Origin of the sequence: Pseudomonas sp. K8 (assembly GCF_014889455.1) — a bacterium.
GTDB classification, from domain to species: domain Bacteria; phylum Pseudomonadota; class Gammaproteobacteria; order Pseudomonadales; family Pseudomonadaceae; genus Aquipseudomonas; species Aquipseudomonas veronii.
In genome coordinates, this window is sequence record NZ_VJWO01000039.1 from 1 (window position 1) to 14,414 (window position 14,414).

Sequence of the window (14,414 nt, forward strand, 5' to 3'; positions counted from 1 at the left end):
CCTATAACTGATCCACCGCTATCGGGGGCAAGCCCCCTCCCACACAAGCCCCACACAAACCCCACACAAGCCCCATCCCACAAGCGTTCTATGCGCTTTCCGAAAGATCAGCGACGCAGATAAGAACCAAAATCAATATCCCCCGCGCTCAAAATCGCCTGCACCCGATTATGCACATTCAACTTGCGCAAAATCGCCGACACATGGGCCTTCACCGTGGTCTCGGCGATCTCCAGGGTGTAGGCAATCTGCTTGTTCGACTCGCCCTTGGTCATCCGCTCCAGCACCAGCAACTGCTTGCGGGTCAACGCCTGCAGCAATTCCGGAGCGAAGCCCGGGTTTTCGTTCAGGCGCCGGTGGGTGCCGGGTTTCTGGGTGCGGATGATGTCCGGCGGCAGGTACACATTGCCGTTGAGAATCTGCTGGATTGCCTCGGTCATTTGCTGGCGCGGCGACGACTTGGTGATAAAACCGACGGCGCCATAGGTGATGGCCTGCAGCACGATTTGCTTGTCTTGCTCGGCGGACACGATCACCACCGGGATGGTCGGCGATTCGTTGCGCAGGTTGATCAGGCCATTGAGACCGTGCATGCCGGGCATGTTCAGGTCGAGCAGGATCAGATCGAGGTCGTCGTGTTCCTGGGTCAGCGCCAGGGCGCTGTCCAGGTCGGCGGTCTCCATCACTTCGCTGCCGGGGAAACCATCGCTGATGACGTTATGAATCGCTTCGCGAAACAGTGGGTGATCATCGGCAATCAGGATTTTGTACATGGCCGTTCACCTTTCTTATTGTGGTTATTCAAATGGCTCGGGTTGCGCCACCGACACCGGCAGCTTCGCCGCTTCCCAGGTATCCAGGCCATCGCGATACCAATACACAGAGGTATAGCCCAGGTTGGCGGCACGTTTTACCGCGTTCCAACTCAGCCAGCAATCGGAGCGGCAATAGAAGACCAATGGTCGTGCCAGGTTGCCGCCGCTGTAGGTGTACAGGTGGCGCACGAAATAGCTTTGCCACTCCGGCGTGAGGTCGCCGTCGCCGGTGTTGGCCAGCCAACGGCTGCCGGGCAGGTTGGCGTGGGGCTGGTCTTCGATGAAGCGGCCTTGCAGCCACTGGCGGCGATACGTATCGATCAGCACCGGGGCTGGGGTTTGGGTCAGCAGGGCTTGCAGGGCAGGGGTGTCGATGATCGTCGCGCCCTGCACATGATCGGGCGTGGGGCTGCGATACAGGCTGATGCGATAGCCGTCGGCGGAAAACAATGGCGTATCGGCCTGTACGTTGGCGGCAAACAGGCACAGCAGCGCCAACAAGGGCAGTCGGGCAGGCAGCATGGCAGGGCGATCCTTATCGTTATGCGCCCATTACACGTGAGTCCCGAGCCCTTGGGAATGCGACGATAGACAGGAAAACCAGTACTAAAGTAGTAGTTTTTGCCGCCCTCAGCCTTTTTTGCGCAACGCTGCATGCTGGGGGTTGAAGGTCAACACCGCCAACACCGCGAACAATACGGTCAAGCCCAGGCACACCGCGAGGGCCAGGCCGGCGAAGCGTTCATACAGGGCAAAGCGCACCAGCTCGACGGCGTGGGTGAAGGGGTTGATTGCGCACAGCCAATACAACCACTCGCTGGAGTCGCGCATCTTCCACAACGGGTACAGCGCCGACGATATGAAAAACAGCGGGAAGATCACGAAATTCATCACCCCGGCAAAGTTCTCCAGTTGGCGGATCGCGTTCGACAGCAGCAAACCCAGCGCGCTCAGCATCAAGGCCACCAGCAGCAAGGCCGGCAGGGCGATCAACAGCCCCATGGCCGGCGGTTGCACGCCATAGACCCAGGCGATCGCCAGGAACCCGTACACCTGCAACAGCGAAATCAGCGCGGTGGCGAGCAACTTGCTGCACAGCAAAAACGTGCGCGGCAGCGGGCTGGTCAGCAGCACGCGCATGCTGCCCATCTCGCGGTCGTAGACCATCGACAGCGAACCCTGCATGCCGTTGAACAGCAGGATCATGCAAGCCAGCCCCGGGATGATGTAGACCTCATAGGGAATGTAGGTGTCGTAGGGTTCGATCACCGAGATACCCAGCGCGGCGCGGAACCCGGCGGCGAACACCAGCAGCCACAACAGCGGGCGCACCAGGGCGCTGAGAAACCGCGTGCGCTGCAATACAAAGCGCAGCCACTCGCGCAGCACGATGCCGCGCAAGCATTGCCAGTAAGCGTTCATGCCGGGGCTCCCGTCGTTGTGGGGCGGGTCAGGCGCGCAAAGACGCTGCCGAGGTCGCCACCCTGTTCGAGGATCAGCGCATCGACCTGCCCGCTGGCCACCAAGCGGCCCTGGTGCAGGATCATCAACGCATCGTCGGGTTGCACTTCATCGAGCAGGTGGGTGGTCCACAGCACGCTGATGCCTTGCTCAAGGCACAGGTTGCGCACGTGCTGGTTCAGCGCCAGGCGGCTGGCGGGGTCGAGGCCGACGCTGGCTTCATCCAGCAGCAGCAAGCGCGGTTCATGCAACAACGCCCGGGCGATTTCCACGCGGCGCCGGTGCCCGCCGTTGAGCTCGCGGACTTTTTCGCGGCGCCGCTCGGTGAGGGCCTGGCGCGCCAGCTCGGCGGCGACGCGCACGTCGGTCTGGCGCCGCGACAAACCGTGCAGCGCGGCGTGATAACGCAGGTTCTGTTCGACGCTCAAGTCCAGGTCCAGGGTGCTTTGCTGGAACACCACCCCCAGTTGCGTGAGGGCCGCGCGCGGTGCATCGCGCAGGGAGTGGCCGCCGACGCGGATGTCGCCGCTTTGCAGGTCGTACAAGCGCGTGAGCAGGGCGATCAAGGTCGACTTGCCGGCGCCGTTGGGCCCCAGCAACGCGGCAAAGCGCCCCGGTGCCAGGCTGAAGCTCACCTCGTGCAAGGCCTGGCGCGCGCCATAGGCGAAGCTCAGGTCGCGCACCTCCAGGGCGTTCATGGCGTGACCACCACGCCCCATGGATAACGCCCGACCTTCACCGACTTGAGCACCTTGAGGCTGTCCACATCGATCACCGACACATCGCCGCTGACGCCATTGGTGGCCAGCAACTGTTTTTCGTCCGGGGTAAATGCCATCTGCCACACGCGGCGGCCCACCAGCAGGTAGTCGAGGATCTCGAAGGTCTTGGCGTCGATCACCGCCACATGGTTGGCCGGGCCCAGGGCGACAAAGGCGTACTTGCCGTCGGAACTGAGCTTGATCCCCACCGGTTGCACCTTGTCCGGGTGGACGCCCTTGATCTTGAACGTCAGGGTTTTGAGGACCGCGCGGCTGGCCACATCGAGGATGGTCACGGTGCCGCCGATCTCCGCCGAGGCCCACAACTGCGAGCCATCGTGGTTGAACTCGACGAAGCGCGGGCGCTGGTCCACCAGGGTGCTGTCGACCAGGGTCTGGGTGCTGGTGTCGATCCAGTGCAGCATGTTCGTGGTTTCGCTGGTGTTCACCGCCCACTTGCCGTCCGGGCTCACGGCCATGCCTTCGGGCTCTACGCCGACGTTGATCTGGCCGAGCACCTTGGAGGTCTCGGTGTCGATCACCGTGACCAGTGCATCGTCTTCGTTGGACACATACAGCCAGCGGTCATTGGGGTGCAGGGCGAACTGCTCGGGGTCTTTGCCGGAGGGCAGCTCCTTGATGATCTTGCGCGTGGCCACGTCCATCACCTGCACGCGGTCCGAGTCGCTGGCGCAGATGTACAGCAGCTTTTTGTCATGGGACAGCAGCAGGCCCCGCGGGCGCTGGCCGACCTTGAGCGTGTCGGTGACTTGCAGGGTCTGCATGTCGATCAGGCTGAGGGTGTTGTCTTTCTCGTTGGAGACCCAGGCGGTGCTGGCCACGGCGTGCCCGGCGGCAAGCAGCAGGGCGCATGAGAGCAGGGTGCGGCGCATGGCGGATTCCTTATTATTGTGAGTAGGGGAGCGATCAAGGGAAGTGGCAGGTCACCTCGGGTTTGTCGTAGCCCAGGCTGTCCATTTCGTTGAAGGGGTGCAGGAAACCTTCCTGGGGCGAGGTGCTGACCAGCGCGCGGGGCTGCACGATCGGAATCGGTTGGCGCAGTTGGCCGTTCCACGCGCGATAGCTGAGCTTGCGGCCCTTGAAGCCGTCCAGCGGCAGTTGCTCGCTGATCTCCAGTTGGCGGATGGTCATGGGGTCGACCTGGCGCAGCTTGTTCACCGCACTGGCAACGCTGCGCACGGCCATCCAGGCGGCGAAGTCGCGGTCGTTCATCCAGCGCCCGGCCAGGGCTTCGAAGCGTTTTTGCAGTTGCGCGGCGCCGTAGGTCTCGACGGTCTTGTGCCAGCCGGTGGGCGTCAGGCCCTGGGTGCCGGCGACGGGGCGCGGGTACCAGGTCTGGTAGGGCACGTACTCGCCGAAGTCGCCGCGCTCGTCCGCCACCAGCACCACGTCGTATTCGGCGGTCTGGGTGAACAGCGGCATGTCTGCCTGGGCGCTGCGGCGTTGGTCGTTATCGAAGCGCCAAGCTTTCTCCGCCACCAGATGCACGCCGAAGCGCTTGGCGGCGCGGCGCAGGGCGGCGGCGTAGGCCTGGTCATCCTCGGTGGGGCCGACGATCAGCAGCGCCTTCTGCCATTTGCGCACCACCAGAAATTGCGCCAGGGCATCGGCGAGCATGGCGCGGCTGGGCAGCGTGTGCAGCACGTTGCCCAGGCAGTTGGTGCTGCGCAGGCTGTCATCGGGGCTGCCGGCGTTGAACAGCAGGCTGTCGGGCAGGGCCGCGCTGAGCTGGTGCAGGCTGGCGGCGGGGGCGTTGACCACGAACAGGCGCAGGCCCTGGGCGTGCTGGGCCTGGGCGGCGGCGAGCAGGGCGTCGGGGCTGTCCACCGTGGCACTGGTCAGGCTGTAGCGTTGGTTGAGAAAGGCGCCGGTGCTGTTGCTGTCGATGATCGCCAGTTCCGCACCGCGTTGCCCGGCGTCGGTGGGCTCGGGGATCACGTTCGACAGCAGCGGCCCAGGGTCGGGCCGATAGCCCAGGTAGCCGATCTGCACCGCCAACGGCGCCTCGGCGGCCTGGCTGGCAGTGGCCACCCCGGCGGCGCAGGCAATCGCCAGCAGGTAGAGCACGGCGTAGGGGGCGAGCTGGCGCATAAGGCACTCCATGTCAGGTAGCGCCAGCATAGGAAGCCTTATGTCTGCTGCAAATATGCAGAAAGTACCGCTGAGCCAGTACCAAGGTAGTAGCCCCGCGCAGGTGGCGCGGTCTTAGCATGGGTTACCCCCACCGTGTCCATCCGGGAGATGAACGATCATGCAAATCCTCAAGGCGCTGCTTTTGCCGTTCCTGCTGATCGTGAGCCTGATCGGCGTCGACAAGCTGCACGCGCCACGCCCGGCGCTGAGCGTGCCCGCCAGCGTGGCGCACTAGGTATGTCGGCACTGTGGCGCATCAACCTGTGGGTGTGCGGTTTCTTCGCCTTGGTCACCTGCGCCTGCACCGCGCTGTTGCTGCATCAGGCCCTGACGGATGTGGAGCGTGAGCTGCAATCGGCCGAAGCGGTGGTGCATTACCTCAGCGCAACCGCCGAGCGCGACCCGGCCAGCCTGCAACCGCATCTCACCGCCAGCCTGCGCCATGTGCGCGTGCATTGGCTGGCCCCCGACGAGACTTTGCCGGCGCCGCTACCGTCCGGCCTGGACGCCTGGCTCGGGCGCCTGCTGTTTGCCGAGGCGCGGCGCAGTGCCCAGGTGCTGGACCTGCCGGACGGCCGCCGCGTGTCCATCGCCGTCGACCCGCGGGATGAGATCGATGAAGTCTGGGACTCCCTGCAACAACTGTTGAGCCTGTGCGCCCTGGCCCTGGCGCTGAGCCTGCTGACTATCCGCTGGGCGGTGCGCCGTGGCATGGGCGTGCTCGACGAACTGCTGCGCGCCTTGCAACAGGTGTGCGCCGGCCAGCTCAATGTGCGCCTGCGCAGCGCCGGTTCGCCCGAAGCGCGGCAACTGGCGCTGCATTTCAACCGCATGACCGACGCCCTGGAGCAGGCGCACACCGACAATACCCAACTGACCCAAACCCTGATGGCGGTGCAAGAGCAGGAGCGCAACCACCTGGCCCAGACCCTGCACGATGACCTCGGCCAATACCTGGCCGGCATTCGCGCCCAGGCCTGCCTGTTGCGTCTGGTCACCGACCAACCGCAATTGCTCGCGCGCACGGTGGCGCAGCTGGAGGATCACTGCGATCACTTGCAGCAAGGCTTTCGCGCACTGGTCCACGACCTGTACCCGGTGGCCCTGCAGCACCTGCCGCTGGCCGAGGCGTTCGCGATGCTGGTGACGCAGTGGCAGGCCAGCCATGGCATCGATTGCCGGCTGCGGGTCAGCGCGGACCTGCCGGCGTTGTCCGGGGCGAGCAAGACGCACCTCTATCGCCTGCTGCAGGAAGCCCTGACCAATATCGTGCGGCATGCCGATGCCAGCCAGGTGCGCGTGCGCCTGCATCGTCACGGTTCGCGCCTGCGCCTGTGGGTGCGCGATAACGGCTGCGGCGCGCAAACGCCGCAGCGTCCCGGCGTCGGCCTGTATTCGATGTACGAACGCGCGCGCTGCCTGGGCGGCGAACTGACAATCCTCAGCCACCCCGGCGCCGGTTGGGCGCTGGCGTTGAACATGCCATTGGAGGCCTCATGAATATTCTGTTGGTGGACGACCATGCGGTGGTGCGCCAGGGCTATGCCAGCCTGTTGCGCGCATTGTTGCCGGCCATCGAAGTGCGCGAAGCGGCCAGCGGCGAAGAGGCCTTGAGCCGGGTCCAGGAAGCACTGCCGCATTTGGTGATCATGGACTTCGGCCTGCCCGGCATCAGCGGCCTGGAAACCACGCGCCGCCTGCGCCAGCGCCTGCCGCAACTGCGCGTGCTGTTCTTCAGCATGCACGACGAACTGCCGCTGGTGCGCCAGGCCCTGGAAGCCGGCGCCTCGGGCTACCTGACCAAAAGCTCGGCGCCCGAAGTGTTGATCGAAGCGGTGCGGCGCGTCCTCGACGGCCACGCCTATATCGAACAGTCCCTCGCCACCCAACTGGCCTACACGCCAAGCGACCAGCGCTTGCTAGGCATGACCCCGCGTGAGCTGGAGATTTTCCTGATGCTGGCCAGAGGCACGCCGACCCGAGTGATTGCCGACCAGTTGAATATCAGCAGCAAGACCGTGTCCAACCACCTGACCTTGCTCAAGAGCAAATTGCAGGTCAGTTCCCATGCTGAACTGGTCCACCTGGGAATCGACCTCGGCGTGGTACGCGTAGCGGGCTGATCCCCCCATGTACCCCTGTTACCACTGTAGGAGCGAGCTTGCTCGCGAAGACCGTCAACGATAACGCAAAAAACCAGACCCCCCGCGGCGCTCTCGGGTTTTTCGCGAGCAAGCTCGCTCCTACAAAAGTTACCGGTCAGTGCCCATGTCTAGCGGGGCACCTAGACCCCACTGTAGGGGCGAGCTTGCTCGCGAAGACCGTCAACGATAACGCGAAAAACCAGACTCCCCGCGGCGCTCTCGGGTTTTTCGCGAGCAAGCTCGCTCCTACAAAAGTTACCGGTCAGTGCCCATGCCTAGCGCGGCACCTAGACCCCCCTGTAGGAGCGAGCTTGCTCGCGAAAACCGTCAACGATAACGCGAAAAACCTGATTCCCCGCGGCGGTCTCGGGCTTTTCGCGAGCAAGCTCGCTCCTACAAAAGTTACCGGTCAGTGCCCATGCCTAGCGCGGGCACCTAGACCCCACTGTAGGAGCGAGCTTGCTCGCGAAAACCGTCAACGATAACGCGAAAAACCAGACCCCCCGCGGCGCTCTCGGGTTTTTCGCGAGCAAGCTCGCTCCTACAAAAGTTACCGGTCCGTGCCCATGCCTAGCGCGGCACCTAGACCCCACTGTAGGAGCGAGCTTGCTCGCGAAGACCGTCAACGATAACGCGGAAAACCAGACCCCCCGCGGCGCTCTCGGGTTTTTCGCGAGCAAGCTCGCTCCTACAAAAGTTACCGGTCAGTGCCCATGCCTAGCGGGGCACCTAGACCCCACTGTAGGAGCGAGCTTGCTCGCGAAGACCGTCAACGATAACGCGAAAAACCAGACCCCCCGCAGCGGTCCCGGGTTTTTCGCGAGCAAGCTCGCGCCTACAAAAGTTACCGGTCAGTGCCCATGCCTAGCGGGGCACCTAGACCCCACTGTAGGAGCGAGCTTGCTCGCGAAAACCGTCAACGATAACGCGGAAAACCAGATTCCCCGCGGCGGTCTCCGGTTTTTCGCGAGCAAGCTCGCTCCTACATTCAAATGGCGGTGTGCTAACGATTCCAGGTGGTGGGGCAGTCCTTGCAGCCTTCCATGTTGGCATCCTGGAAGTTCGCGTAGTGCTGGCGACTGCCCGTGAGGGTGGCCTGTTCCAGGTTGCTCTCACCGAACTTGGCCTCTTGCAGATTCGCATCGCTCAGATCCGCCCCTCGCAGGTCGGCCTTGCTCAGCCAGGTCATTTCCAGGTCGGCGGCGCGCAGGTTGGCCTTGCGCATTTTTGCCCCGGACAGCCGCGCGAATTGCAGGTAGGCCGCGCTCAGGTTGGCGTTTTCAAACTGCGCTCCCTGGGCGAACAGGCCCCAACCCTGGATCGCCATCAGCGTGGCGCCGGTGAAATCGGCCAGGCGCAGGTTGCTTTGTTGCAGGCTGGCGCGGGTCAGGTTGGCGCCCTGCAACTGGGCTTTTTCCAGGTTGGCCAGGTCGAGGTTGGCGTGGCGCAAGTCCGCATCGCGCAGGTCGGCGCCGGCCAGGTTCATTTTGCTGAGGTCCTGGTTGCTCAGGTTGGCGCCCCTGAGGTTGGCGCCGGGGCATTGGCTGTGTTCGGCGAGGGTGCAGCCGTTGATGACCAGCGGGGTGTCGTCGCCGTCATCGGCGTGGGCCAGGGGCAGGGCGAGCAGGAGTAACAAGGGCAGATAGTTCATCTTGGAACCTCCAGACGAAACAACCCCGTGACGTAGCAGCTGTCGAGCGCCAGCTGCTACGACGGGGCTGGGGACGGGTTATTTTTGGGCGGTCTTGTTATCCCAGCTCGGGATCTTGAACACCCAGAACGACCCACCCTGTGCCACCGGCTTGGTCAGCTCGGCCATGTCGCCGCCCCACAACGGCACCGCGCCGCCATAGCCGACGGTGACGCCGATGTACTGCTCGCCATCCTGTTCCCAGGTGATCGGCGGTGAGACGATGCCGCTGCCGGTCTGGAACTTCCACAGCTCCTTGCCTGTTTTCGCGTCGAAGGCCTTGAAGAAACCGTCGCCGGTGCCGGTGAACACCAGGTTGCCCTTGGTCGCCAGTACGCCGGCCCACAGTGGCAGGGCTTCCTTGTGCTCCCACACCACCTTGCCGGTGGTCGGGTTCATCGCCCGCAGCGTACCGACGTGGTCGTCATACATGCGCTTGATGCGGAAACCCATGCCCAGGTACGCCGAGCCCTTCTTGTAGTTGACCTCTTCGGTCCAGTATTCCTCTTTCCATTGGTTGCCCGGGATGTAGAACAGGCCGGTGTCCTGGCTGTAGGCCATGGGGTTCCAGTTCTTGCCGCCGAGGAACGGTGGCGAGACTTCCACCGGCTTGCCCTTGGTTTCACCGGGCAGCGGTTTGGCCGGACGCTGGCCCGGGTTTTCCACCGGACGACCGGTCTTCAGGTCGATATGGCTGGCCCAGGTGATGTTGTCGACGAACGGGAAGGCGTTCTGCAGCTTGCCGTTGTTGCGGTCGACCACGTAGAAGAACCCGTTGCGGTCGGCGTGACCGGTGGCCTTGACCACTTTGCCGTCCTTGTCCTTGTAGTCGAACAGCACCAGCTCGTTGTTGCCGGAGAAGTCCCAGGCATCGTTCGGGGTGTGCTGGTAGAACCATTTCACTTCGCCGGTGCTCGGGTCGACACCGACCTGGCCCGAGGTGTAGAGGCTGTCGAAGTCGTGCGGGTTGCCGTCCTTGGACGTGCGCGCCCAAGTGTTCCATGGGCCGGGGTTGCCGGCGCCGACGATGATGGTGTTGGTCTCGGCATCGAAACTCGCGCTCTGCCAAGGTGCTCCGCCGCCGTGGCTCCAGGCCTCGACCTTGCCGGTTTCGGTGGTCGGGTCATCCGGCCACGACGGCGCTTTGACGTCGCCGGTCGGGGTGCTGTCCTTGCCGTTCAGGCGGCCCATGTGGCCTTCGACGAACGGGCGCATCCACACTTCTTCGCCGGTGTCCGGGTCGCGCGCATACAGCTGGCCGACCACGCCGAACTCATCGCCGGAACTGCCATGGATCAGCAGCACCTTGCCGCTGACCTTGTCTTTGATCAGCACCGGGGCGCCGGTCATGGTGTAACCGGCGGCGTGGTCGCCGAACTTCTTGTTCCACACCACTTTGCCGGTGTTCTTGTCGAGGGCGATCAGGCGCGCGTCGAGGGTGCCGAAGTAGATCTTGTCGCCGAAGATCGCCGCGCCGCGGTTGACCACGTCACAGCACGGGCGGATGTTTTCGGGCAGGCGGTGGTTGTAGGTCCACAGGCGTTTGCCGGTCTTCGCGTCGAGGGCGAACACGCGGGAGTAGGAGCCGGTGACGTAGACCACGCCGTCGCTGACGATGGCCTGGGATTCCTGGCCGCGCTGCTTCTCATCGCCGAACGAGTACGACCAGGCCGGGGTGAGCTTGAACACGTTCTTGTCGTTGACCTGGGCCAGCGGGCTCCAGCGCTGGGCGTTGGTGCCCATGCCGTATTGCAGCACGTCCTTGGTGCTCAGGTGGTCGTTGGCGATGTCTTCCCAGGTGACGTTGCGCGTCGCCTTTGCGGTGGACGGCGCGGCAGGGTCGGCGGCGGCGAAGCTGGCCGCACTCAAGGACAGGCTGCCGACCAGCAGGAAAGCCTGCACGGCAAGGCTCAGCGGCGAACGGGCGGGTAGCGATCTTATTATCATGGTTGCAGTTCCCAGTGGAGGTTTTGGCCTGCACAGGGTGGAGCGCCAGGGCGCTGCGCGGATACGGAAAAAGTCCCGCTGTTGCCGGGAAGACTTCCCGAAGCGCCGCTGTTTTAGGCGTGCCCCACAAGCCCTACTACCAAGGGAGGACAAGCCGGCCACCAAAGCAGCATACGGCCTATGCCCCAGGGTTTCTAAGATGGTTGCCATAACCTCTGCAATGAGGTTTTGCGTGCAATCCTGAGGGCAAAAATAATGACAACAAAACGCAATGCCTTGCTCGTCGCCGGGCTGTTGGCCGGTGTGATCGGTGCAGGCTCGGCCTGGGCCCACGGCAACGTGGTCCCGCAAGCAGTGGAAACCAAGGGCCTGACCTCGATCAAGGACGCCGGCGTGCCGGTCGACGAGGACGGCTGGGCGGCAGTGAACCCTTACCGCACGTCGCCTGAACACGACCGAGCCCTGGAAATCGGTTCGTCCGCCTACAATCAGAACTGCGCCGCCTGCCACGGCCTGGAAGCCAAGTCCGGCGGCATCGCCCCCGACTTGCGCATGCTGGATGTGGGCGAGGCCGGTGATGAGTGGTTTGTGCAGCGCGTGCGTCACGGCGCGGTGCGCGACGGCCGGGTATATATGCCGAAAATGGCCGATTACCTGAGCCAGGAAGCCTTGTGGGCGGTACGCACCTACCTGGACAGCGTTCACGTCGAGGAGTAAGCCATGCGCCTGTTCGCTTATGTGCTCGGCCTGGCCCTGCTGTGTTGCCAGACGGCACAGGCGCAGGTGCGCAGCTATGACCAGATGATCGCCGCCGGTGAGTTGAAAGTGGCGGTGTACAAGGACTTTGCCCCCTACAGTTTCGAAGACGGTGCCACCCCGCGCGGGGTCGACGTGGAGCTGGCCGAGGCCCTGGCCAAGGCGCTGGGGGTGCAGCTCAAATTGATCTGGGCGCCGGCCGGAGAAAAACTCGACGACGACCTGCGCGACTACATCTGGCGCGGCAGCCAGTTGCATAACCAGCAACTGGCCGACCTGATGATGCGCGCACCCTACGACCACGACTACGCGCAAAGGCGTAACGATCAGGGCGAACTGGAAAACGGTCATGTGGTGATGTTCGGGCCGTACCAGAACGAACAATGGCAGGTGGCCTACGACCGCCGCCGCCTGGACAAGGTCGCCAGCGTGGCGGTGTTCGAGGAGCACCCGATCGGCGTCGAAGTCGACAGCGTGCCGTCGTTCTACCTGACCTCGGTGTTCAACGGCATGCTCGCCCGCCAGACCCATCACTACCCCGGTGTACCCCAGGCGTTCGCGGCGATGAAGGCCGGTGAAGTCGACGCGGTGATGGCGATGCGCGGCGAGATCGACTGGCAGGTGCATCAGGCACGCGATCCGCAACTGGCCCTGGCGCAAAACGCTTACCCGAGCATGGGCCGGCAGCGCTGGGAGATCGGCATGGCGGTACACGAAAGCAATCGCCAGTTGGCCTATGCGGTGGAAGAGGCGCTGGAAGGCCTGATCCGCGACGGTTCGCTGCAAACCATCTACAGCCATTACGGCCTGCAGTACGAAGTGCCCGAAATGTACCAATAGGAGCAGGCGATGAACTGGCGACTGAACTGCATGTTGGCCTGCTGGTTACCGTTGGCGGCCCACGCCGCGGCGGTCGAACCGGGCACGGACCCGGTGCCGTCGGTGATGTGGGCGTTCTACCACAAGCAGTTGCTGGCCGATGCGCCGTTCGTGTTCGATGAGCGGGTCAAGCTGCTGGCGCCGCCGTTCGCCGAAGATGCGCGCCAGGTGCCCCTGGAAATCGACGCGCGGGCGTTCAAGGGGCACGTGGTAAAGATCCTCGCCTGGGCCGAACTCAACCCGTTGCCCAGGATTGTCGATTTTCAGCCCAAGGCCGGGGTGCTGCCCTGGCTGTCGATCCGTATCCGCATCGAACAGGCCACGCCCCTGCGTGCGGCGGTGCTCACCGATGACGGGCTGTGGCACGTCGGCTCGACCCTGATCGACGCGGCCGGCGGCGGTTGCACCGCGCCCAGCGTGGTCCGCACCCAGCCGGGTTGGGAAGAGCATATCGGCGAAGTCCTCGGCGGGCGTTACCCACGCGGCGAATTCAGCCGGGTGCGCGTACAGGTGGCGCACCCGATGGATAACGGCATGGTCAGCGGCATCCCCGAGTTCTATCTCAACCACGCGCAACTGCGTGGCCAGGACGGCCAGGTGCTGGCCGAGCTGGTGCTGTTCCCGGCGGTCAGCGAAAACCCCAACCTGGCTTTTGACATCGACGCACCCGGGCCGACGCGCCTGGTGCTGCGCGACAACAGCGGCAATGAATTCGACGCAGCCATTCCCTGACCAGAAGGAGCGCGGCATGCGCTGGATTCTATTGTTGTGCCTGAGCTTGAGCCTGCCCGCCGTGGCCGACCTCGACTACGCCCTCAAGCCACGACTGATCGCCGACGACACCTGGCTGCTGGAAGGCAGCACCGACAATTTCGCCAAGGACAACGGCGGCAATATCGTCAATACCGCGTTCATCGTCACCGAGACCGGCGTGGTGGTGATCGACACCGGGCCGTCGCGGCGCTACGGCGAAGCCCTGCGCCGGGCGATCGCCAGCGTCACCGACAAACCGGTGATCCAGGTGCTGCTGACCCACCACCACCCCGACCATGCGCTGGGCAACCAGGCCTTCAAGGACGTGCCCATCGGCGCCCTGGCCGGCACCACGCGCCTGCTGCATGAGCAGGGCGACGGCATGGCGGAGAACCTCTACCGCATGGTCGGCGACTGGATGCGCGGCACCGAAGTGCAATTGCCCACGCAAGTGCTCGAACCCGGTGTGCTCAGCTTTGGCCGCCACGACCTGCGCCTGCTCGCGCTGACCGGCCACACCGACGCCGACCTGGCCATCCTCGACCAGACTACCGGCGTGCTGTTTGCCGGCGACCTGGTGTTCTACCAACGCGCCCTCACCACCCCCAACAGCCCCGGGCTGGCGGCGTGGCTGGCGGACATCGACACCCTACAGGCCTTGCCCTGGACCCTGGTCGTGCCCGGCCATGGCCCGGTGGCCAACGATGCACAGCCGTTCGCGCAGATGCGCGACTACCTGACCTGGCTCGACCAACTGCTGCGCGACGGCGCCGCCCACGGCAGCGACATGGCCGAGATGATCCGCAGCCCCATCCCCGAGCGCTTCGCCGCGATCAACCTGAGCCGCTATGAACTGATCCGTAGTGTCAGCCACCTGTACCCGCGTTACGAGCGCGAGCAGATGCAGCGTGTGGATTCGGCGCGCTGACGGACCGGACCCGCTACTAAGGAACTAGCAATCTCGATACTGCGGTCAATTGTGACAACCGCCCCTGCGCCCAAGAATCTGTACCAGACCGGGAAAATTTCCCGGGTATAACAAAAAAACCGCAGA

Annotated in this window: 14 protein-coding genes; 6 read left to right on the forward strand and 8 right to left on the reverse strand. The window is 64.2% G+C overall.

Translation table 11 applies throughout. The features are described from left to right. Positions 1–107 precede the first annotated feature (107 nt). The 6 genes from INT12_RS22430 to INT12_RS22455 form a co-directional block, all read right to left on the reverse strand. Positions 108–773, reverse strand: coding sequence for a response regulator transcription factor (locus INT12_RS22430; protein ID WP_017847492.1), 666 nt, complete (start codon positions 771–773; stop codon positions 108–110). A gap of 24 nt (positions 774–797) precedes the next feature. Beyond that, positions 798–1,337 carry a PQQ-dependent catabolism-associated CXXCW motif protein gene (locus tag INT12_RS22435; protein ID WP_193041073.1) on the reverse strand — a complete coding sequence of 180 codons (540 nt, stop codon included), beginning with the start codon at positions 1,335–1,337 and terminating at the stop codon, positions 798–800. A gap of 108 nt (positions 1,338–1,445) precedes the next feature. Beyond that, positions 1,446–2,237 (reverse strand): ABC transporter permease, encoded by a 792-nt coding sequence (locus INT12_RS22440; protein WP_017847490.1) that lies wholly within the window; start codon positions 2,235–2,237, stop codon positions 1,446–1,448. Further along, on the reverse strand, positions 2,234–2,974 hold the full coding sequence (locus tag INT12_RS22445; RefSeq protein ID WP_017847489.1) for an ABC transporter ATP-binding protein: 741 nt from the start codon (positions 2,972–2,974) through the stop codon (positions 2,234–2,236). The genes INT12_RS22440 and INT12_RS22445 overlap by 4 nt, the downstream gene beginning before the upstream one ends. Further along, on the reverse strand, positions 2,971–3,930 hold the full coding sequence (locus tag INT12_RS22450) for a YVTN family beta-propeller repeat protein (RefSeq protein ID WP_046487263.1): 960 nt from the start codon (positions 3,928–3,930) through the stop codon (positions 2,971–2,973). Before INT12_RS22450 ends, INT12_RS22445 begins: the two co-directional genes overlap by 4 nt. Before the next feature lie 34 nt (positions 3,931–3,964). Then, positions 3,965–5,149, reverse strand: coding sequence for an ABC transporter substrate-binding protein (locus tag INT12_RS22455; RefSeq protein ID WP_193041072.1), 1,185 nt, complete (start codon positions 5,147–5,149; stop codon positions 3,965–3,967). Between the two features lie 279 nt (positions 5,150–5,428). Here INT12_RS22455 and INT12_RS22460 point away from each other — a divergent pair, with 279 nt between their 5' ends. Further along, positions 5,429–6,691: a histidine kinase gene (locus INT12_RS22460; RefSeq protein WP_079444256.1), complete on the forward strand. Its 1,263-nt coding sequence runs from the start codon at positions 5,429–5,431 to the stop codon at positions 6,689–6,691. Continuing rightward, the gene (locus INT12_RS22465; protein ID WP_193041071.1) at positions 6,688–7,314 is read left to right on the forward strand and encodes a response regulator transcription factor; all 627 of its coding nucleotides are present in this window, start codon (positions 6,688–6,690) and stop codon (positions 7,312–7,314) included. Before INT12_RS22460 ends, INT12_RS22465 begins: the two co-directional genes overlap by 4 nt. A 1,024-nt stretch (positions 7,315–8,338) precedes the next feature. Here the strand turns inward: INT12_RS22465 and INT12_RS22470 are convergent. Both INT12_RS22470 and exaA read right to left on the reverse strand, forming a co-directional pair. Further along, entirely contained in the window at positions 8,339–8,986 is a 648-nt protein-coding gene (locus tag INT12_RS22470; RefSeq protein WP_177030490.1) for a pentapeptide repeat-containing protein, read from the reverse strand. Between the two features lie 78 nt (positions 8,987–9,064). Next, a complete protein-coding gene (gene exaA / locus INT12_RS22475; RefSeq protein WP_079444253.1) occupies positions 9,065–10,972 on the reverse strand; it encodes a quinoprotein ethanol dehydrogenase in 1,908 nt (635 codons plus the stop codon). Between the two features lie 255 nt (positions 10,973–11,227). Between exaA and pedF the strand changes: the two genes are divergently transcribed. The 4 genes from pedF to INT12_RS22495 are packed head-to-tail and all read left to right on the forward strand — an operon-like array spanning position 11,228 to position 14,288. Then, the gene (gene pedF / locus INT12_RS22480) at positions 11,228–11,689 is read left to right on the forward strand and encodes a cytochrome c-550 PedF (RefSeq protein WP_017847481.1); all 462 of its coding nucleotides are present in this window, start codon (positions 11,228–11,230) and stop codon (positions 11,687–11,689) included. 3 nt (positions 11,690–11,692) lie between these two features. Next, positions 11,693–12,568 (forward strand): substrate-binding periplasmic protein, encoded by an 876-nt coding sequence (locus INT12_RS22485; RefSeq protein ID WP_046382816.1) that lies wholly within the window; start codon positions 11,693–11,695, stop codon positions 12,566–12,568. 9 nt (positions 12,569–12,577) lie between these two features. Beyond that, complete coding sequence (locus tag INT12_RS22490; RefSeq protein WP_057004484.1) at positions 12,578–13,339, forward strand: quinoprotein dehydrogenase-associated SoxYZ-like carrier; 762 nt, start codon at positions 12,578–12,580, stop codon at positions 13,337–13,339. Between the two features lie 16 nt (positions 13,340–13,355). Continuing rightward, the gene (locus INT12_RS22495; protein ID WP_193041067.1) at positions 13,356–14,288 is read left to right on the forward strand and encodes a quinoprotein relay system zinc metallohydrolase 1; all 933 of its coding nucleotides are present in this window, start codon (positions 13,356–13,358) and stop codon (positions 14,286–14,288) included. Positions 14,289–14,414 lie beyond the last annotated feature (126 nt).